Source organism: Nostoc sp. DedQUE12b, assembly GCF_034530835.1.
Lineage (GTDB): Bacteria > Cyanobacteriota > Cyanobacteriia > Cyanobacteriales > Nostocaceae > Nostoc.
In genome coordinates this window covers 1-20,104 of record NZ_JAVRCI010000108.1, presented here as the reverse complement: position 1 = coordinate 20,104, position 20,104 = coordinate 1, and the positions used below count along the sequence as shown (strand labels likewise).

Here is a 20,104-nt window from a genome sequence, read left to right as displayed (position 1 = left end):
CCAACCCAGTTACAATCTGTAAAGAAACTGAAAAGGAACGACGGAATGCGTGTTGCAATTGTAGGTGCGGGACTGGCTGGGCTAGCAACCGCAGTGGATCTAGCTGATGCTGGTTGTGAAATAGAGATTTTCGAGTCTCGTCCGTTTGTCGGCGGTAAAGTTGGCAGTTGGGTTGATGGAGATGGCAACCATCTAGAAATGGGGTTGCATGTATTTTTCGGGTGCTACTACCAACTATTTGACTTAATGAAAAAAGTGGGGGTGTTAGAAAACTTACGCCTCAAGGAACATACCCACACTTTTATTAATAAAGGTGGGCGCACTGGTGCTTTAGATTTTCGTTTTATTACAGGTGCGCCTTTCAATGGGTTAAAGGCATTTTTCACTACTTCCCAACTATCGTTGCAGGATAAATTGCAAAATGCGATCGCTTTAGGTACTAGTCCGGTAGTTCGCGGATTGGTAGACTTTAATGGGGCGATGAAAACTATCCGCAATTTAGATAAAGTTAGCTTTGCCGATTGGTTCCGCAGTCATGGTGGAAGTAATGGCAGCATCAAGCGGATGTGGAACCCCATTGCTTACGCATTGGGATTTATTGATTGTGAAAATATGTCTGCCCGTTGTATGTTAACCATATTTCAGCTATTTGCAGCTAGAACTGAAGCTTCAGTTTTGCGAATGCTGGAAGGTTCTCCATCTGAATATTTACACAAGCCGATTCTGGAATATCTAGAAGCTAGAGGCACCAAAATTTACACGCGCCGACAAGTTCGGGAAATTGAGTTTACAGAGTCAGCTGAACAAACCCGTGTCACTGGTATAGTAGTTGCCCAAGGTGATGCAGTAGAAACTATCACCGCTGATGCTTACGTTTTTGCCTGTGATGTTCCAGGAATTCAACGCATCCTACCCCACGAGTGGCGTAAGTGGTCAGAATTTGACAATATTTACAAACTGGATGCAGTGCCAGTGGCTACAGTGCAGTTACGCTTTGATGGTTGGGTAACAGAACTGAACGATGGAGAGCAACGTAAACAGTTAAACCATGCGGCTGGAATCGATAATTTACTTTACACAGCCGATGCTGACTTTTCTTGTTTTGCCGATTTAGCGTTGACTAGCCCTGCTGATTATTATCGCCCAGGACAGGGGTCTTTATTACAGTTAGTGCTGACACCAGGAGATCCGTTTATTGCGCAAAGTAATGAAGCGATCGCACAGCATGTTCTCAAGCAAGTCCATGAACTGTTTCCCTCGTCGCGGGAGCTAAATATGACTTGGTACAGTGTTGTAAAGCTTGCTCAGTCTCTCTACCGAGAAGCGCCAGGGATGGATGCATACCGCCCCAACCAAAAAACACCAGTAGATAACTTCTTCCTTGCCGGGAGTTATACTCAGCAAGACTACATCGACAGCATGGAAGGTGCTACTATTTCTGGACGGCGTGCGGCAAAAGTGATTTTGGAGAGTTTAAAGAAATAACGTAGACACCCAGTGGCTTGCCGCAGGCTACTCCAAAGGGTGCAAAGAACGCGATCGCAAAGCATCTCCTAGAGAAGGAAAAAGAGAAATGCCAGACTGGTTAGAGCATACTGTGCAGGTAGAAGTAGAGGCTCCCATAGATTTAGTATGGAGCCTCTGGTCTGATTTAGAGCAAATGCCCCGGTGGATGAAGTGGATTGATTCGGTGAAAATTCCGCCAGATAATCCAGATATATCTCTTTGGAAATTAAAAACTGGCAGTCTAGAATTTTCTTGGCAATCCCGAATTCTCAAAGTTATTCCTAATCAAATTATCCAATGGGAATCTGTTGATGGTTTGCCGAATCAGGGAGCGATTCGCTTTTATGATCGCCACAATAGTAGCATTGTCAAAATGACCATTTCCTACGCCATCCCTGGCATTCTTGGTAAAATTATGGATAACTTGTTTTTGGGGCGGATAGTTGAATCAACTATTCAAGCTGATTTGGAAAGGTTTAAAGAATACGCGCTGAATGTTAAAGCTAATTGATATAGATAGCAAAAACAGGCAGTAAGAAACCACGCGATCTTTTATTTAGATGGCGCAGACTGCGATCCGATTTTAGAAATTGTATGATTTTTTAGTGGTGTGCCATGATGTGAGAGTCCGGGTAGGCTGTTGACTTTGATAGAATTTACTTATTTTGGGTTTATGCTAGTTTTTTGTAAGCGCAAAGTCTATCTAACCTGGAGAGGTGACAATTATGCTTCAAAAGCTTGCAATTGTTTTCACACTACTTTTGATTAGCTTTGCATGTCTAAAACAAAATAATTGTACCAAGGCAGTATTTTTTGGTGATTCAATAACTGAAGGCGTGGGTGCATCTAGTTTGTCTTTAAGGTGGAGCACGCTACTCGCTAAAAACAAAGGTTTATGCGAAGACAATCAAGGAATTAGTGCAACCGTTCTTCAGAACACTTATCCAAGACTTACTAATAACGGACGCGATCGCTATGTTAAAGATGTTGTTAGACATTACCCTGAAAAAGTCTACATTTTATATGGATTAAATGACTTGCGATATAGTGGTCAAGCTTTTTCTGTGGAGGAATACAAGACTGATTTAAGAGAAGTCGTACAAGGATTACTTGCATCAGGAATCAATCGCTTAAATATTACAATTAGCTCTCCTCCTTATATAAAGCCAATTGCTTATCATCTTTACCCAGAATTTAATAGCGGTACACTTAATAAACATCGTATTTACAGAGATGCCGCAAAAAGTGTGGCAAAAGAGTTTGGTGCTAGGTGGGCGGATGTCTACCAAGATATGATCAATGCTGGTAGTGATGTGTTAATTTCTCCAGATGGCATACATCCTAACGACCAGGGACATAAAGTTATTTTTGCTTCAATGGCTAATGCAATTCCAGTTAATACTTACAATGTAAAGCTTTCTACTGCTCAAGGTCTATTACAAGCGTTACAAGCAATTAACTAAGACCCGCATGGCATACCAGTCTTTTTCAATAACAGGGCTGACATTACCAAGTAGGATCGCTAAACAAATTAATCGTCAATTCCTCGCGTGGCGGTACTCCGGTAATACAAGCGCGGACGATCTCTCCATCCTCTAATTCGACGGTGCAAGCGTGACAAGACCCCATGAGACAACCGGTGGGAATAAATACCCCAGCCCGGTCTGCTACGTCTAAGAGGGCTTCTCCCACTTCGGCATCTACTGTGACATCATCTGGTAAAAAGCGGATACGAACAATCATCAATGTTACGCATTTAATAGAGTTGTCATTTGTCAATTGTCCTTTGTCCTTTGCAAATGACCAATACTTCGACTACGCTCAGTACAAGTGACCAATGACTAATGACATTTCAACGCATTTTAGCTTAAGACAAAAACAGACTTAAGTCTAAATGGCTCTCAACTTCAATGGCTAGAGAGTCTAAAATTTGCTCTCGCTGTTCTCGATAGTTAGCAACACCGGTGGGCAAAGATTTTAAACCCCGCTGTTGACGGAGGCGATTTAACCAAGCGCGTCGCCAAGGGCCATTGTCAAAAAGTCCGTGGAGGTAACTTCCCCATACTGATTGACAACTATCTACTAACCCTAAATTAATATCGTCAAATAGGGCATGGTAAGATTGGGGATCTATACCTTGCTGTTCAATGCGCGATCGCCCTTGGTGGATTTCAAAGCCATTTACTGGTAAACCTTGTTGGGGATAATTTGAGCTAACTTGGCGCTGGCGGGCGATTTTTTGTCCTGTAATAACAGTTCTGATTGGTAAAAGATTTAACCCTTGAAATCTGCCAGCTTGTCCCTCTATCCCCTCTGGATCGGCGATGATTTGACCGAGCATTTGATAGCCACCGCAGATACCTAAAACCGTTCCCCCAGAAGCAGCGTAGTTTTGGATAGCTTCTGCCATACCGCTTTTTTGCAACAGTAGCAAGTCAGCAATTGTAGTCTTTGTACCTGGGATAATCACGGCATCAGGATGTCCTAAATCTTGCTTAGGACTTAAGTATTTAATTGAAACTGTACTTTCTGATTCCAGTGGGTCAAAGTCGGTGAAATTGGCAATTCTTGGTAAGCGGATGACGGCAATGTTGAGGTCAGTTTGGGCTTTATTTGACGACGATTGACGTTCTAGCAGGTCAAGTGAATCCTCGGCTGGAAACATTTGTTGCAAGTAGGGTATAACACCGATAACGGGGATACCTGTACGTTCTTCTAACCATTTTATCCCCGGATCTAAGAGCGATCGCTGCCCTCGAAACTTATTAATTACTATACCTTTAATTAAGGCGCGTTCATCTGGTTCCAATAACTCTAAGGTTCCAACAACATGAGCAAAAGCACCACCTCGGTCAATGTCAACTACTAATATGGTTGGTGCATTTAAATGCTTTGCTACCCGCATATTAGTTAAGTCGCGGTGCTTGAGGTTAATTTCCGCTGGACTACCAGCACCTTCACAAACCAGCATGTCAAATTCTGTTCCTAAATGCTGTAGCGATTCTTCAATTGTCCGCCACCCCAGTTCAAAATATTGCTCGTAGTAATCTGAGGCACTCACTTTACCAACAGACCTACCTTTAATAATTACTTGGGAAGTCATATCCCCTTGCGGTTTGAGTAAAATGGGATTCATTTCTACCCAAGGCACGACTCCCGCTGCCCAAGCTTGCACTGCTTGAGCATAGCCAATTTCTCCACCACTGGCAGTAACATAAGCATTTAAAGCCATATTTTGACCTTTAAAGGGAGCCACTCGCCAACCACGCCGCGATAAAATGCGACAAATAGCTGTAGTTAAAAGTGATTTCCCTGCATGGGATGTTGTCCCCACTACCATAATTGATTTCATAGTTGCTATCACTTAGTTTTTCAAGATACAGATTTAATTTTTAGGAGCGAACAACAAGGGAGCAGCACTTCTCTACGAGACACTGCGCAAACGGCTACGCAGTTTGACTGCGCTCACCGTAAACTCAGTGACCAAGGAGCAGAGGAGCAGTAAGTTTTTCCCCTCTGCCCCTTTGCTCCTCTACATCTCTGCCTCTTGTACCCAATGCCCACTATAACCATCACAAATTGCAGTTGAATGGTTATGGTAAAGACTTCATGAATAGATGTGATGTTTCCGTGTATATTGTTCCCTTTGATTCCCTAATCCTAACTCTTGGATTTTTTATTCTAAAAAGGTATCCGTAACCAACGAATCACTGCATCATAGAAATGATCGCGCCATGAAGGAGTACGCCAATTTTTTCCCTGGTATTGTTCTACTAACTGGCGTCCCAAGGGAGTGAGACGAAAACTATCTGTAATTCCCTGACCATCGACCTCTCGGCGCAATACACCTACTTGAATCAACCAGCCCAAAGCGTCATCACAGGCTAATTCTGATAAAGGGCGTTTAGTATAGCCTTGCTTGAGTCCATTTTCCAGAGCGATCGCAGTTACTGATACACTCTGATGACGCATCACTTCAAATAAAGATACATTAAAAGGCGAACATACTAGCGATCGCTCGGCTCTTTCTACTGTGCTTTGAGGATAGACAAAAATATTTGTGTTTTGGGAATCAACAGCAGGCATCGTGTGTAGGTATAATTTTTTCTTTTAATAAAGATTAATTTAATAATATATTTTTTCTTGTACCAAATACCTGATTTAACCAAAATTAGTTACCTAAAGTATAGTTATCCTATTTTTTAGTAATTATATTTAAACATTATAAATTAATGTAAAATTTCAAGTGCATCAACAATCTGAAACAGGAAAGGTTAATTATGCCTCTAGCAGTTGGTACGGATGCACCTGCATTTACCGCCAAAGATACAAACGGCAACACAGTCTCGCTATCTGATTTTGCCGGAAAGACGGTTGTTTTGTATTTTTACCCCAAAGATGACACGCCAGGCTGCACCAAACAAGCCTGTAGTTTTCGAGATGCCCAGTCTCAATATCAAGGTAAAGATATTGTCATCTTGGGAGTCAGTGCAGATGATGAAGTCTCGCATCAAGCATTCACCCAAAAATATAATTTGAATTTTCCCCTACTGGCTGACAGCGACAAATCCCTCATCAAGGCTTTCGATGTGGATGGCGGCGGTTATGCCAAGCGCGTCACCTACGTAATTGACCCCAGCGGCAAAATTACTCATGTTGACGCTAATGTAAATACCAGCAACCATGCTAGCGATATTTTAGCTGCACTTGGGCTGTAGTTTTTTACCTGATAATTCAGGATTTTTTAAATAGTCTTAGCCCCAAGCTTCTAGAGGCTTGGGGTTCTTTGTTTGATTCAGTTACCTGATGGTGGTGTCACCAATGGCGGCGTAACTGATGGTTGTGTAACCGTTGGCAAACTGAGGGTTGGTTGCTGTTGTTGACCTTGAATTAGTTTTTGTTGCCTTGCTTTAAAGGCTGCTGCTGCTGAGTTTAGTTCTTCGTTCTGTTGGTTAGAATCCCAGTTGAGAGTCCCGAAATTTGCCCGATGAATCAGATCAAACATATTGAAATTGTCTGAGTTGGAACGGGCGAAAGGATCGGTGTTTTGATCTGTTGTACTATTACTGGGGAAAGTATCCGCTGGGCTGACTTGAGCGGAACTTGGTTGAGCCATGAGTAAGGAAGCAAAGCTAATTCCTGCTGCCGCAGCTACACAGAGTCTAGTAATTTGTAAAAATGGTTTTTTCATGGGTTTTGACCCTAAATAAAATTGATCTATTTTATCTTTTTAAGCAAGAGTCCGCCGCAGTTGGGGTTGAATACTCAGCAAGGCGACTAGGGCAAAGCCAAACAACACCAGTAACGCTCCCCCAAAGGTAACATTGCCCCAAGGAGCCTGCATCACTACACTACCTAGTTCCCAATTACTGTGGAAATAGAGATACCGAATTGGTTCGATCGCATAACTGAGAGGATTTAAGGTAGCTACAACCTGCAACCACTGAGGCATGAAGGATAGAGGTGCTAAAGCAGTACTAGCAAACAATAATGGTAGGTTGGTGACGAAAATCACTGCAATCAATTCAATGTGTCCGGGTAGAGCGAAAGCTAAACCGAGGGAGATGGCTGTTACACCCAAAGCTAAAAGTAAGACAATTAGAGCGATCGCACTTAAACCCGCTACATCTGGAATTCCAGCCCCTAAGAATGCAGCTGCTGCAACAATTACGGCAGCTTGCAGCAAACTTTGGCTAATGATGAAGATTGCTGAGGCAAAGACAATGGAAAACCGCGATGCTAACGGTGCCACCAGCAAACGATTCAAAAAGCCGAACTCGCGATCAAACATCACTGGTAAACCAGCATTCAGCGCCCCAGCAAAAGCTGTGAACACAATGATCCCAGCAGCTAAAAATTGACCGTAATTTGTTGTATTGCCAAATATACCCTTAGGAGCATTTTGGAACAAAGCACCAAATAGCACTAACCACATTACTGGCTGAATAATTCCAGCAACCAAAGATGAGGGACGGCGTTGCAACTGAATAAACAAGCGACGAGTTAAAGCCAACGTCTCTTGTACCAATTCACCGAAAAAGTTAGGTGCAGTATTAGCATCTGCTTGCGGCGATGCTAGCGGCTGCCAATTGATATCAGATTTAGGAGTAACACTCATAGCAATTTTGGATTTTGGATTTTGGATTTTAGATTGGGCACAAGAGGCAGTACGGAGGGGAAAGACTTACTGCTACTTCTCCCCTGCTTCCCTGCTCCCCTGCTCCCTACCTATCTCATATTCTGCTTCTTTTCAGCTTTGGGATCGCGGGTGGCGATGGCTGCGAGTTCTGCATCCAGTAAGGTGCGTCCTGTGGCAGCGAGATAAACGTCATCGAGACTGGGACGAGATTGGGCGATGCCAAATATGGGCAAGGCAGCGGTGTTCAGCGCTTGCTGTATGTTAGTGAGAACATCATTCTGAGGTGTCACTACCAAGTTGAGTGAATTACCTTGAGCGCTGTTGATGATGACTTCTTGGACAAAGGGTAAAGGTTTCAGGAGGTTTTTAGCTTTTTCAGCTTCCTCAACGGGGGAAAACTCGCGGATTCGCAAGGTGATGCGATCGCCCCCTACTCGATCTTTCAATTGCGAAGGTGTATCGCTGGCAATTACAACGCCGCGATCTATAATTGCCACGCGATCGGCTAAAGCGTCAATTTCTTCTAAGTAATGGCTGGTAATTACTACCGTCGTCCCAGAAGCGCGTAATTTTCTCAGGAAATCCCACACCACAAAACGGGTTTCTATGTCAAGCCCTACAGTTGGCTCGTCCAATACCAGAACATCCGGTGCATGGAGCAAGCCGGCAGCCAAGTCTAGGCGCTTGCGTAAACCGCCTGAGTAGGTTCCTGTCTTTTTATTGGCGTATTCTTGCAAACCGAGTAAATCTAATACCGTCTCAATCCGCTGTTTAGCTACTGCGCCTGGAAGGTGATAAAGTGCTGCTTGCAATTGCAGCAGTTCTTTTCCAGTCAACACCTTATCTATAGCGACTTCTTGAGCTACGTAGCCTAGTCGTTGTCTTGCCACTTTTGGATTATCTAACACAGAGATGCCAGATACTTCGATAATGCCTGCATCCGGTGTGGTCAACGTACACAAAGCACGCAAGGTAGTAGTTTTCCCAGCACCGTTGGGGCCAAGCAAACCAAAAATTTCTCCTGGTTCTACCTGAAAGGAAACATTTTGGACGGCAACCACTGTACCGTAACGTTTTTGCAGATTTTGAATTAAAACGGCGGGAGCCATGACAGCCGATCCCCAACTATACAAATCTCAATAAAGTCTATCCTTATTGTAGAAGGTAGAGAGCAAGGAAATAGCGCATGAGCGAAAATCTGTAAATAAGTTCGCTTCATGCGCTATGCTGCCAAAAATTTTTAATTATTCTAAACAAGTTGCTCGATTGCGTTTGTAGCGAAACAAACCAAATACTACAGCAATTAATCCTAAACCTGAAATATTTGCAGGCTCTGGAACCTTACGAATGGGAGGCTTAGGCGGAGTGTAGTACTTTATTGGGACATCTGGGAGATCGCCATTAAATAGATAATTGTGAGACTCGCCATTTCCTGTCAAAGAAGCTACCACGACATTGCCGTTAATTTGACCATTATTGAAATTGAAATTAGCCAAAGGCGCAAGAATACTACCTTGGATGCCAATTCCACTAGCAGTTAAGTTAGTCGCTTCATAAAAGTTGTAGATTACCTTTTGTTTATCTGCGCCAATGATATTAAACCCAAAGTTTTGCAGCGACACATCCTTACCGCTGATATTGACAACGATTGTTGAATTTGCGTCCCCCTTAATTTCAAAATAGTTGGTCTTGGAGACAGATGAGCCTGCAAGATTAAAAACATTGAAAGCAGTACCACTGCCACTAAGGTTAATAGCACCCCAAGGTTGAACTGTTGTGTTCCCAGTAGGAGCCAAGGTTGCCAAATATTCAGATAGTCCTCGCAGTTGTTTCCCTGCTTCATTGAAGTTGATGGGATTTCCCTGGCTGAGAGTTCCTTGGGGAAATCCCACATTGCTGGATACATTGGCACTGCCTCCATAGACAGCATTCCCGTGGTAGACTTGACCGTTGCTCAGAGTTAAATTCTGTCCAGCAACTACTACGTTGCCGCTATTACCAGAAAGTCTGCTTCCAAGTCCGCCGACAAAATTTATGTTACCGCCAGCAGCAACTTTTCCTTCGATATCTGTATATTTTTGAGAGATATCTCCCAAAACAAATACATTGTAATCAGAGGCAGCGCCTAACTCAACTGCGTTCGCTCTTGCTGAGAAACCCAGCGCTAGAGTGACTACAATCGGAACTGTTACTAACCCCCAAATATAATAGGTTTTTGATTTCATCTTCTAGTTTAGGAATCATCAAAACGATCCTATGGGTATAAATCAAAGATTGCACTAATTTACTAGCTATTTTTATTGAAGTTTCACATTAGTATAACTACTGTATAATTTTCTCAAAATTATCTGTTCAACCGCATATTTACTGTTGACTGCATAAATTAAATTTTTATCAACAATAATTCAGGAGTTAGGAGTTAGGACGTTATTTCAAAACTTTGAAAGTTTTGAGGCTAGTGTCATTGTAACCACTGATAAATTACCCTATCGCTTGGATGTGTTGCAGGTAATTAAGAATGGATTTTGTGATGACTTCTCTCGGTATTAACAAGGGAATTCGTGGAGGATAGGAACCTTTATTGTAGAAGATGGAGAGCAGAGTTGATTTGAGTTTAAAGTTGCTCGCTCGAGGAAGTAAACAATAGGCAGAGGGAGAATAGGGGAGCAAAAAGAATCTTTCTCCTTTGCTGCTTTTTAGCAGGATTGGTAATTGAGCAAAACCTAAAAATTACCCATTTCTAAATTTCAGTTAACATCATAGACCGCTTTATCGACTAGGGCGGATATATCCTTCTGCTTCCAATTTTTTTAAGGCTCTTTCGACTGCTAATTTTCCATATCTTATACCAATAGCAGTAGATTCCTGAGTGATTTGGGGAAGAACGGTAATTGTTTTTTGTCCTAAAGGTGTCTGATAAAATTCAATAATTTGTTTGATTTCCTCATTAGTAAAGTATTTATTATAAATAGGAATAATCTCATTGACAATATCATCTATCTTGAGTTCAGCAGCAAAAGTATCCCAAAATTTTTGAGGAACTTGAGGGTATTCGGACTTGAAATTATTTAATAGTTGAGTGATGATCTGTGTAGAAAGATTTTTCGTACCAGTTATCTCTAACAATTTCTTGATATTATTAGTTTTTTCTATTTCTTGAGCATTACTACTTGGTGCAATAGTAGTATTAGTTGGACTTTGAGCAAAAGCAGCTTTATTGAAGGTCGTTACTAAGGAAAGTACAACTGCTGCTGCGAACAAAAAATTTATCTTCATTGATTTAAATTTATTTTTAAGAGAGGATTATTTAGGTAAGTTTGACAAACGATGAACCATTGTGAGTAATGGTCTGAAATTATTATCCTTAAATTTACCATATAAGTCATTCTTTTACTACCTTTAGGGTGCGGAAACTACTATCAGCACAACCACTAATTAATCCTCCCATTGCCCGGATTTGTTGCAGATAGTCAAGGACGGGTTTGGTGATGACTTCTCCCGGCATTAACACAGGAATTCCTGGGGGATAGGGACAGACGATTTCAGCACAGATGCGTTTATTGGTTTGTGTCAAAGGTAGTATTTCACTGACAGCAAAAAAAGCTTCACGGGGAGAAAGTTGGAAAGCATAATCTAGGGTTCTGTTTAGATTTAGCCAAACCTGGTTTTTAACAGTCAAGTTGCTTCGGCAATATTCTTTGGCGAGGGTGGTGAAACCTTGCACCAATTGTTCAATATCAGCCGGGGTGTTGCCCAAACTAATGATAAAGGTGAGATGTTGCAGTGAGGCAAATTCAGCAGTAACGGCAAATTTTTCATCCATAATTTCATCTGCCTCAAATCCGGTTAAACCTAAACCAGAAACAGTGACAGTTAGTCGCGTTTTGTCTAAAGTTACAAAACCAGGAGATCCCCCCAATCGAGGCATTTCCAAAACTGATAATCCAGGAATTTGACTGATTTTTGTTCTAGCTTCATCAGCAAGTTGCAAAGTGCGAGACATCAGCATTTTTCCGTGGAGTGCCATTTGCTGACGCGCTGCATCTAAAGAAGCTAAAAGTAAATAACTAGGACTGGTAGACTGTACGAGCTGCAAAGCTTTACTGATGCGATCGCAATCTATCCTATTACCTTGGACGTGCAGCATCGATGCCTGTGTCATTGCACCGAGTACTTTGTGAATGGATTGTACAGTTAAATCTGCACCTGCGGCTAAAGCTGGAGTGGGTAATTCGGGATGAAAGCCAAAGTGTCCGCCGTGTGCCTCATCTACGAGTAGAGGGATATTATATTGATGTGTAATATTGGCGATCGCACTCAAATCTCCGCAAACACCGTAATATGTAGGGTAAACTGTCAAAACTGCTTTAGCCTCGGGATGTTGTTGGAGTGCAGATTCTACGGCGTTAGGCGTGATGCTATGGGCAATATCTAAAACTGAATCGTATTCAGGATTGAGAAAAATTGGTATTGCACCAGAGAGAATTAAACCAGCGATCGCCGAAGAATGCACATTGCGAGGCAAAATAATTTTATCGCCTGTACCACAGGTAGCGAGAATTGCCGCTTCAATCCCACAGGTAGAACCATTGACAAGGAACCATGTTTGCGAAGCACCATAAGTCTCAGCCGCCAGTTGTTGGGCTTCTTGAATAACGCCTTGCGGTGCAAAGAGATTATCTAAATCTGCTAATTCGGTTAAATCAGCGCGAAAGACAGCTTTACTAAGTAAATCAGCCAAGGGTTGAGGAATTCCCTCACCTTGTTTATGTCCTGGGGTGTAAAAAGGCGCATGAGGTCTTGCTGCATTGGCTTTTAAGGCATCTAATAAAGGTGTTTGGTTTTGATTTAACATTTAATAATTCGTAATTGGAGGTACAAGAAAGTTAAATTTATTAATGGACAGAAATAAATTATTCCTTATGCACAGCATGGGGTAATAATTACGAATTACGAATTATTCACATGAGGCCCTATCATCAAATTCCAATTTTCGAGTGTGGTGAACCGCTCATAGCAATTCCTTTAGAATTGTTTGCGGTGGAATCTCCCCATCCTTATGAAAAATTAGGTGCGCCTTATGGCGATCACTCTCCTTATTATCTCCGTCAAAGCGTTATTGAAAATTTGATCCAAGCGCAAAATTATCTTGATGTTCTGCATCGCAACTGGCGTATCCAAATTTTTGATGCTTATCGCCCGATCGCAGTCCAGCAGTTTATGGTAGATTACAGCTTCGCCCAAGCAGTGCGGGATAGAGGACTGACTGAGGTGGAGTTATCACCAAACCAACGCCAAGAAGTTTGGGAAGCAGTTTATGCAATATGGGCTGCACCAAGTTTGGATGAAAAAACTCCGCCTCCTCATAGTACTGGTGGGGCGGTAGATGTAACGCTGGTAGATGATGCAGGGCAAATAGTGAATATGGGTTCGCCGATTGATGAAATGTCAGAGCGATCGCATCCCGATTATTATGCCAATAGCGATCGCTCAGAAACGCAAAAGTATCATGTTCATCGTCAACTATTGCGAGATGTAATGTTAAAAGCCGGCTTTCAACGCAATCCTAGAGAATGGTGGCATTTTTCTGTTGGCGATCAAATGTGGGCTTGGCTGAATAATCAATCTAATCCAGCCAATCCTGTCACAGCACGTTATGGGCGTCTTCCATAGATTCATTATGCATCTAGAGGATTCAACTCTTTTAACTCGTCGGTAGTGTAAGTACCAATAGGAGTCCAAACTAGATAAGGAAGGAGTAACAGCGCCGCCATTAGAGAAATCGGTAAAACGCAGATTGCCAAGACAACGCCTGAAATCAAACCGATTAGCCCAAGAACTTCCCCAACTTTGAGACTGCGAAACCTCAACATTGTAGGGATGTAGGCAACGGTGATAATTTCCACCAAGAGGTACAAAGCCATTAGTAGCCAAGTAATTAGGCTTCCGGGATTTTTTTCCCAGACAACATAAGCTGAAGCTGCACCGCAAATAAAAATCACAGTCCAAATAATTGGAATCAACGGCTCAAAAACTAGCCAACGAGGGCGACTTAAGTTTGCAAACCATTTAACATCACGTGGCGTGATGAAGAAACTACCAAGGGCGACGAAAAAAGTTACAGCCCCGATTATTATCCAAGATGGAATCATAATGCACTCCTGCTTGTGTATTTTGTCAAGTCATACACTGCAAGTTTGACAATTTAGGCTAGATGTTTAATCATTCCCTGGTGCGAATCTTAGGCATCTTGAGGATTGAGACCGATCATCTGCCAAGTGGTATAAGTACCAATGGGACTCCACAGTAAATAAGGAACTAATAGCAATGCTGCCCAACCAGAAATACTTAAAACTGCAAGTATCAATAAAGCACTAATTATAAAACCTGTGCCACCGAGAATTGTGCCCACTTTTAGACTACGAAGCTTAAACATTACAGGCGTATAGGCAATGGTAACTATTTCTAATAGCAGATATAAACCCATGATTAACCAGGTTGAGGTGCTTCCTGGGTCTTTTTCCCAGACAATATAAGCTGACCAAGCACCGCAAATAAATATTACAGTCCAAATAACGGGAATTGCGCCCTCAAAAGTTAGCCATCTTGGTCGTTGTAAACGCTTGAACCATTGGCGATCGCTAGGCGTAATCACGTTTGCTGCTAAAGCAACCAAGAAAGCCACGCCCCCAATCACCATCCAAGATTTAATCATGCCTGTCAGTCCTTTATAAGCGCTATCTATCGCTTAATATCACTCTTTATAGTGTGATTTTGTCAATTTAGTTGCTAATTACTCATCATCCCTGAGTTTGAAACCTTCACATCGTTTGGCAGGATTTTCAATTATGGGAATTGGGCATCGCTATCGCTTTGGAGGCGTTGGCGTAGCCCGCCGTAGGCATCGCTTTATGTAAAAACTCTATTTTTTTTGGTGAGAATCAATTCCAGCCGACGGACATGATTAGTGTGATCTTATGTGAATGGCAGAGCCTTTATCAACCATTGCAACAGGAGTAGTAGTAGCATTTGGAACAGCAGCTACAGCAGCAGGTCAAAAAGTTGGTGAGTATGGAGCTGAAAAAGCAATTGAAGCTTGGGAAGAAGGTTGGGAAAGACACGATGAGGCTGTCGGCGCTATGTTTTGTTCATCCAACTATGAGCTAGAAGAGGCAGAAGGGTAAAACTCTTTAAACCTATGTAATTGTTAGTGAACGGAGTTATAGATGTATCTATACTCCGTTTTATTGTTGAGTAATTGGTAGCCTACTATAAAGTGTTATCCACATCTCTTGAATCCTCATGCTGTTCCTCAATTTCCAAATCCAGAGCAAACATCAAAGCTTGTTTGATTTTGAGTAATGTTTCATCTGGCAGTTCGCCCAGTTTACGCTCCAGTCTTGCAGCAGGAATTGAACCTAGACCTTGAACATTAGCAACAGAGCCTTGTCGTAAAAAATGCAATGCAGGCAGTTCAACTTCGTATGCGCTACCCCGATTTTGCGTAGTTACTGGTACATAGAGAACTAAAGCGCGGGGTGGAGTGGGATCATAGCGAGACACAACGACCACAGGACGCGTCTTGGCTGCAAGTCCTAAATCGACCAACCATACTTCACCAGGTTTCAGGTTCATCAATCAAATCCAATACTTCTTGTTCAACCACTCTGGAACGAAGAATATCTAGAGCATCCTGGTCTGCCAGTTCAATAATCTCTGCAAGGCATTGCCGCACTTGTTGAGCAATGTCAGGTTGCCATTGACGTAGTTTTGTGTCGAGTTCTTGGACTAAAGCATCCATTTCAAGTTTCCATAATTAAGATATCGTATTTGCTTCTATGTTAAGGTATCTGCCAGCAGGCTAGCGTTGGTCATGATGCAGTTTTGTCAGTTAGCGATCGCACTTTGCAAGGGGACAATGGCATATATGCTGAGATTTCCAAGACAACCAGAGCTAGGTTCAGAAGGTAGTCTGTCGCAGACAAGCTTATATGACATTCAGATCGCGTGTTGTTCATAGCGACCCCGATATATTGGGAGAACCCCTATTTTTATAGGTACTCGTGTGCCGATAAAAACCTTGCTCGATTATCTGAAAGCAGGTGACTCACTGGATGAGTTTCTAGATCACTTTCCCAGTGTCAGCCGTAAGCAAGCGATCGCTTTATGCAATAATTCTATTCTTTTTGATGATGAAATCTAATTCCTAAAAAGATGTCGTAAACAAACTCAAAAAAGTCCTTTTTTTGCAACAATCCTGAAGTTTGATAACATCCTTTTTCATCTAACAAGGGCTTCATCACATAATACGCAGGCTGGTAATTATACCAAGGAATAGAAGGCCACAAATGATGAATTAAGTGGTAATTCTGTCCCATAATCAGGATATTGAGAATCGGGTTAGGATAGACGCGAGCATTTTTCCAGCGATCGCGCTCTGCAAAAGGACGATGGGGTAAATAGTCAAAAAATAATCCCAGTGCTATGCCCACCACAAAAGCCGGTATAAACCAAAAATTGAGAATGTAACCCAAAAAGTGGTACTGCACTGATACATAAACAATTACACCGACAATTAAGCGGCTAATGAACCATTCTAATAGCTCATATTTACGCCACAGTCGCCGTTGAAAGAAAAACACCTCGTGGTACAAAAACCGCACTGCAATCAGCCACAGTGGCCCACCCGTAGAGACATAATGATCTGGGTCGTCTTTAGGATGATTAACATGTCCATGATGCTGTAAATGCACCCGCGTAAATACCGGAAAAGCAAAAGCTAGCATCAACGCACTGCCATGCCCTAACATTGCATTCATCACCCGGTTGCGATGGGCAGATTGGTGACAGGCATCATGAATTACTGTTCCGGCACAATGCAAGGCAATCGTGTTAATGCAAAAACATAGCCAGTGAGGCCATTCCCAAAGCCAGTAACCAAAGTTGGATAACACCAGCATGGATACAGCAACAGAAAACAACAGCAGCGTCGGATTGAAATCACCAGGAGGCGCTAAAAATTCCTTGGGTGGGATTGTCAGTGGCTTTTGTGCCTCCGATGCGATCATCTCTAACATTGACTCCTTCTTAAGCAGACATTACGAATATACGATAAATATTAGTGAATAATAAAGTTTTGCAAAGTTTTGTATAGCAATATTTATCCACAGCTTTGCATATCAGCAGATGAATAACGCTATGATTCCAGACGAAGCCTAGTCTTTACTGATAAGTGGGGTATGAGAATCGGCAAGAAGTTGATGGAATAAACTCCTTCGTTGGGGGGATGGATACAAGATTGATGTACTATATCTAGTCTATCCCACAGCCCCCACTCTCCCATAAACCCTCATCTAACTGCTTATATCTTATTGATATAGCAGTGACTGAAAAGGAGATGCCACTTAAGTTACGATGACTTCCCAGATAGCTCCCTAACTTCAGCCCCTATGCAATTACGAGATTCTCTGCGCCGGACAAAAATTGTCGCTACTATTGGCCCCGCCACTAGCAGTCCTGAAATGCTCAAGGCGATTATTGAAGCGGGAGCCACGACGCTGCGGCTAAACTTCTCCCACGGAACTCATGCCGACCATCAGCGTAGTATTCGCTTAATTCGGCAAACCGCTTTTGAATTAAATCAGCCAGTGGCTATTCTCCAAGACTTGCAGGGCCCAAAAATTCGCTTGGGGAAGTTTGACAACGGGTCTATAGTTTTAGCAAAAGGCGATCGCTTCACCTTGACAAATCGTCCGGTGGTAGGTACGCAAGAAATTAGCTGCGTCACTTACGATTATTTAGCCGAAGAAGTCCCGGTTGGGGCAAAAATCCTCCTCGATGATGGACGAGTAGAAATGCTCGTAGAGGAGATTAATCGGGATAAAGGTGATTTGCATTGTCGTGTCACCGTGCCTGGAAAACTTTCCAACAACAAAGGCGTAAACTTTCCCGGCGTTTACCTGTCAATTAAGGCAATGACCGACAAAGACCGAGAGGATCTAATGTTTGGTCTAGATCAAGGTGTCGATTGGGTGGCACTTTCCTTTGTCCGCAATCCGCAGGACATGATCGAAATTAAAGAACTAATTTCTAGTACAGGCAAGCAAGTGCCAGTGGTTGCCAAAATTGAAAAGCACGAAGCCATTGAACAAATGGAAGCGGTTCTGGCTTTGTGTGATGGCGTGATGGTTGCCAGAGGCGACTTAGGGGTGGAATTACCAGCGGAAGATGTTCCGGTACTCCAAAAGCGGCTAATTGCGACAGCAAATCGCTTGGGGATTCCCATCATCACCGCTACTCAGATGTTAGACAGCATGGTGAGCAATCCCCGTCCCACTCGTGCTGAAGTATCGGATGTGGCAAATGCGATTTTAGACGGCACAGACGCGGTGATGCTCTCCAACGAAACCGCCGTGGGTAGCTTCCCTGTAGAAGCAGTGGCGACGATGGCGCGAATTGCCGAACGTATGGAGCAGGAAGAAGCCCAACACCTAAACCTACGTTCTGTGAGAGATGCTCGACGCTCCATTCCCAATGCGATTAGTCAAGCTGTCGGTCAAATTGCCGAACAATTAGGTGCAGCAGCAATTATGACCCTAACGCAAACGGGGGCAACAGCCCGCAATGTCTCTAAGTTTCGTCCTCACACACCAATTTTGGCAGTGACACCCCATGTAAATGTGGCGCGGCAGCTACAAATGGTGTGGGGAGTAAAACCGCTGTTGGTGCTAGGATTACCTTCCACTGGTCAGACATTTCAAGCTGCAATTAACGTGGCTCAAGAACTTAAGTTACTGTCCCAGGGAGATTTAGTAGTGATGACGGCTGGTACACTCCAGGGTATTTCTGGCTCTACAGATTTGATTAAGGTAGAGGTGGTGACGGCAGTACTAGGTCACGGAATTGGGCTGGGACAAGGTTCAGTAAGTGGTCGCGCACGCGTGGCTAATACTGGCATGGATGTGAGTAACTTTAATCCCGGAGATATTTTGGTTGCACCCCGCACTAGTGCCGATTTTGTAGAAGCAATTCGGAAAGCTGCCGGGATTATTACTGAAGATGAAAGTCTCACAAGTCACGCAGCAGTAATTGGGTTGCGTCTCGGTGTGCCAGTGATTGTCGGCGTGAAGCAGGCAACGCAGGCGATTCGGGATGGAGCGATTATAACGCTGGATCTGCAACGGGGTTTGATTTACTCTGGGGCGGTGAGAACGGCTTAGAAGCAGGGGAGCAGGGGAGCAGGGGAGCAGGGGAGCAGAGGAGTTGTAGTAAGTTTTATCCCCTCTACCCCTCTGCCTCTTGTGCCCAATCCCCAATCCCTTTATCAAACTGTTGCGATCGCAGCCCCAAGCCATCCAGCAAAGTTTTGCTGCTGTATGGAGTTAGGATGTTCAACAGGTTTTACCTGATATCTAGTTGGACGCGGTGATGCGAGGGTGATGGAATAAGTACGCAGTTCGTCTTGGTGGAAAACCGCGACTTGGATGGTATCGTTGGGTTGATAATCTTTGAGGCGATCGCTTAAGCCACCTGCCGTTACCTTAATCCCATCAATTGCTAACAACTCATCACTTGCATCAATTCCCCTTATTTGTGCAGGTGAACCAGTCTCCACAAACTTAACGATCTCCCGCCCATTTTCTGTATTTATTCTCACACCCAGGTAAGGTTCTTCCTGCTGTTCGGCTACCAACTGCAAGCCAAAGGGTTCTAAATACTGATTGAAAGGCAAATCATCAGTACTATCAATGTAGCATTTAAAGAAATCAGTCAAATCGATTCCGGCAACAGATTCGATAACTTCCTGTAACTGTTCTGGGGTATAGCCGATTTCATCTTGCCCAAATTGCTGCCACATTTTCAGCATTACGTCATCGAGGGAGCGCTGATTGTTGTGAGTAGAGCGAATCAGCAAATCCAGCAACAACGATACCATTTCTCCTTTTAAATAGTAGGAAATTTGGGAATTACCGCTATTGGCATCCGGGCGATAAAGTTTTATCCAGGCATCAAAACTCGACTCAGAAACGGGTTGTACCTTGCGCCCCGGTGTTGTTTCATATCTGGTAATTTCCTTACCCAAGTTATTCAAATACGACTTAACATCATAAATTCCCGCCCGCAAAGGAATTAACAAGTCGTAGTAACTAGTAGTACCCTCACAAAACCACAATGATGGTGTGTAGTTTTCTTGATCGTAATCAAAAACTTCTAATGCTTTTGGCCGAATTCGCTTGACATTCCACAAGTGAAAGAACTCGTGTGCAACTAATTGCAGAAAGCGATCATACTTTTCCTGAGCGCGAAATCCAAAACGCTGGTAAATTAAGGAGCAAGAGTCTTTATGCTCCAAACCGCCAAAAGCTTGGCTAAATAAATGTAGCAGAAACACATATCTTTGATATGGCAAACCGCCGAACATCTGTGCTTCTACCTGAATAATTTTTTGGATATCAGCAA

General features: G+C 43.1%; 23 protein-coding genes. 8 read left to right on the top strand and 15 right to left on the bottom strand.

Translation table 11 applies throughout. The features are described from left to right. Positions 1 to 45: 45 nt before the first annotated feature. From zds to RMY16_RS30155, 3 genes are all read left to right on the top strand, one after another. Complete coding sequence (gene zds / locus RMY16_RS30165) at positions 46 to 1,485, top strand: 9,9'-di-cis-zeta-carotene desaturase (RefSeq protein ID WP_322739452.1); 1,440 nt, start codon at positions 46 to 48, stop codon at positions 1,483 to 1,485. Positions 1,486 to 1,573: 88 nt separating this feature from the next. Continuing rightward, positions 1,574 to 2,017: an SRPBCC family protein gene (locus RMY16_RS30160; protein WP_099100960.1), complete on the top strand. Its 444-nt coding sequence runs from the start codon at positions 1,574 to 1,576 to the stop codon at positions 2,015 to 2,017. A 214-nt stretch (positions 2,018 to 2,231) separates the two neighbouring features. Then, the gene (locus tag RMY16_RS30155) at positions 2,232 to 2,969 is read left to right on the top strand and encodes an SGNH/GDSL hydrolase family protein (protein WP_322739450.1); all 738 of its coding nucleotides are present in this window, start codon (positions 2,232 to 2,234) and stop codon (positions 2,967 to 2,969) included. Positions 2,970 to 3,012: 43 nt separating this feature from the next. Here RMY16_RS30155 and RMY16_RS30150 read toward each other — a convergent pair whose 3' ends face one another. The 3 genes from RMY16_RS30150 to RMY16_RS30140 all read right to left on the bottom strand — a co-directional run bounded on the left by RMY16_RS30150 (position 3,013) and on the right by RMY16_RS30140 (position 5,592). Continuing rightward, the gene (locus RMY16_RS30150) at positions 3,013 to 3,249 is read right to left on the bottom strand and encodes a 2Fe-2S iron-sulfur cluster-binding protein (protein WP_322690407.1); all 237 of its coding nucleotides are present in this window, start codon (positions 3,247 to 3,249) and stop codon (positions 3,013 to 3,015) included. Between the two features lie 124 nt (positions 3,250 to 3,373). Further along, positions 3,374 to 4,858, bottom strand: a complete 1,485-nt coding sequence (gene cobQ / locus RMY16_RS30145) for a cobyric acid synthase CobQ (RefSeq protein WP_322665527.1) — start codon at positions 4,856 to 4,858, stop codon at positions 3,374 to 3,376. Positions 4,859 to 5,187: 329 nt separating this feature from the next. Further along, on the bottom strand, positions 5,188 to 5,592 hold the full coding sequence (locus tag RMY16_RS30140; protein ID WP_322739449.1) for an Npun_F0494 family protein: 405 nt from the start codon (positions 5,590 to 5,592) through the stop codon (positions 5,188 to 5,190). Between the two features lie 194 nt (positions 5,593 to 5,786). Between RMY16_RS30140 and RMY16_RS30135 the strand changes: the two genes are divergently transcribed. Next, complete coding sequence (locus tag RMY16_RS30135; RefSeq protein ID WP_289798885.1) at positions 5,787 to 6,224, top strand: peroxiredoxin; 438 nt, start codon at positions 5,787 to 5,789, stop codon at positions 6,222 to 6,224. A gap of 77 nt (positions 6,225 to 6,301) precedes the next feature. Here the strand turns inward: RMY16_RS30135 and RMY16_RS30130 are convergent, their stop codons facing one another. The 6 genes from RMY16_RS30130 to RMY16_RS30105 all read right to left on the bottom strand — a co-directional run bounded on the left by RMY16_RS30130 (position 6,302) and on the right by RMY16_RS30105 (position 12,500). After that, positions 6,302 to 6,697, bottom strand: coding sequence for a hypothetical protein (locus tag RMY16_RS30130; protein ID WP_322739448.1), 396 nt, complete (start codon positions 6,695 to 6,697; stop codon positions 6,302 to 6,304). A 39-nt stretch (positions 6,698 to 6,736) separates the two neighbouring features. Then, positions 6,737 to 7,624, bottom strand: a complete 888-nt coding sequence (locus RMY16_RS30125; RefSeq protein ID WP_322739447.1) for an ABC transporter permease — start codon at positions 7,622 to 7,624, stop codon at positions 6,737 to 6,739. Between the two features lie 110 nt (positions 7,625 to 7,734). Continuing rightward, a complete protein-coding gene (locus tag RMY16_RS30120; RefSeq protein ID WP_322739446.1) occupies positions 7,735 to 8,754 on the bottom strand; it encodes an ABC transporter ATP-binding protein in 1,020 nt (339 codons plus the stop codon). Between the two features lie 135 nt (positions 8,755 to 8,889). Next, positions 8,890 to 9,870 (bottom strand): choice-of-anchor A family protein, encoded by a 981-nt coding sequence (locus RMY16_RS30115; RefSeq protein ID WP_322739445.1) that lies wholly within the window; start codon positions 9,868 to 9,870, stop codon positions 8,890 to 8,892. A gap of 544 nt (positions 9,871 to 10,414) precedes the next feature. Next, positions 10,415 to 10,921 (bottom strand): DUF2059 domain-containing protein, encoded by a 507-nt coding sequence (locus RMY16_RS30110; RefSeq protein ID WP_322739444.1) that lies wholly within the window; start codon positions 10,919 to 10,921, stop codon positions 10,415 to 10,417. A gap of 106 nt (positions 10,922 to 11,027) precedes the next feature. Beyond that, entirely contained in the window at positions 11,028 to 12,500 is a 1,473-nt protein-coding gene (locus RMY16_RS30105; RefSeq protein ID WP_322739443.1) for an aminotransferase class I/II-fold pyridoxal phosphate-dependent enzyme, read from the bottom strand. Positions 12,501 to 12,610: 110 nt separating this feature from the next. On the opposite strand from RMY16_RS30105, the gene RMY16_RS30100 reads away from it, so the two are divergent. After that, a complete protein-coding gene (locus RMY16_RS30100) occupies positions 12,611 to 13,318 on the top strand; it encodes a M15 family metallopeptidase (protein ID WP_322739442.1) in 708 nt (235 codons plus the stop codon). Positions 13,319 to 13,323: 5 nt separating this feature from the next. On the opposite strand, the gene RMY16_RS30095 is transcribed toward RMY16_RS30100, so the two are convergent. After that, on the bottom strand, positions 13,324 to 13,797 hold the full coding sequence (locus tag RMY16_RS30095) for a TspO/MBR family protein (RefSeq protein ID WP_322665505.1): 474 nt from the start codon (positions 13,795 to 13,797) through the stop codon (positions 13,324 to 13,326). An 89-nt stretch (positions 13,798 to 13,886) separates the two neighbouring features. Further along, positions 13,887 to 14,360, bottom strand: coding sequence for a TspO/MBR family protein (locus RMY16_RS30090; protein ID WP_322739441.1), 474 nt, complete (start codon positions 14,358 to 14,360; stop codon positions 13,887 to 13,889). 268 nt (positions 14,361 to 14,628) lie between these two features. On the opposite strand from RMY16_RS30090, the gene RMY16_RS30085 reads away from it, so the two are divergent. Continuing rightward, positions 14,629 to 14,829 (top strand): hypothetical protein, encoded by a 201-nt coding sequence (locus RMY16_RS30085; RefSeq protein ID WP_322739440.1) that lies wholly within the window; start codon positions 14,629 to 14,631, stop codon positions 14,827 to 14,829. Between the two features lie 85 nt (positions 14,830 to 14,914). Here the strand turns inward: RMY16_RS30085 and RMY16_RS30080 are convergent, their stop codons facing one another. Both RMY16_RS30080 and RMY16_RS30075 read right to left on the bottom strand, forming a co-directional pair. Continuing rightward, complete coding sequence (locus RMY16_RS30080) at positions 14,915 to 15,280, bottom strand: type II toxin-antitoxin system PemK/MazF family toxin (RefSeq protein WP_322739439.1); 366 nt, start codon at positions 15,278 to 15,280, stop codon at positions 14,915 to 14,917. Next, positions 15,261 to 15,446, bottom strand: coding sequence for a hypothetical protein (locus RMY16_RS30075; protein WP_229460353.1), 186 nt, complete (start codon positions 15,444 to 15,446; stop codon positions 15,261 to 15,263). The genes RMY16_RS30080 and RMY16_RS30075 overlap by 20 nt, the downstream gene beginning before the upstream one ends. 264 nt (positions 15,447 to 15,710) lie before the next feature. Here RMY16_RS30075 and RMY16_RS30070 point away from each other — a divergent pair, with 264 nt between their 5' ends. Beyond that, positions 15,711 to 15,848, top strand: a complete 138-nt coding sequence (locus RMY16_RS30070) for a DUF433 domain-containing protein (protein WP_322739438.1) — start codon at positions 15,711 to 15,713, stop codon at positions 15,846 to 15,848. Here the strand turns inward: RMY16_RS30070 and crtR are convergent. Next, complete coding sequence (gene crtR, locus RMY16_RS30065; protein ID WP_322739451.1) at positions 15,823 to 16,713, bottom strand: beta-carotene hydroxylase; 891 nt, start codon at positions 16,711 to 16,713, stop codon at positions 15,823 to 15,825. The genes RMY16_RS30070 and crtR overlap by 26 nt on opposite strands. A 381-nt stretch (positions 16,714 to 17,094) precedes the next feature. Here crtR and pyk point away from each other — a divergent pair, with 381 nt between their 5' ends. Next, positions 17,095 to 18,864, top strand: a complete 1,770-nt coding sequence (gene pyk, locus RMY16_RS30060; RefSeq protein WP_322665494.1) for a pyruvate kinase — start codon at positions 17,095 to 17,097, stop codon at positions 18,862 to 18,864. A 104-nt stretch (positions 18,865 to 18,968) separates the two neighbouring features. Here the strand turns inward: pyk and RMY16_RS30055 are convergent. Beyond that, positions 18,969 to 20,104, bottom strand: a 1,136-nt coding sequence (locus tag RMY16_RS30055) for a M61 family metallopeptidase (protein ID WP_322739437.1), incomplete at its 5' end; no start/stop codon positions are given.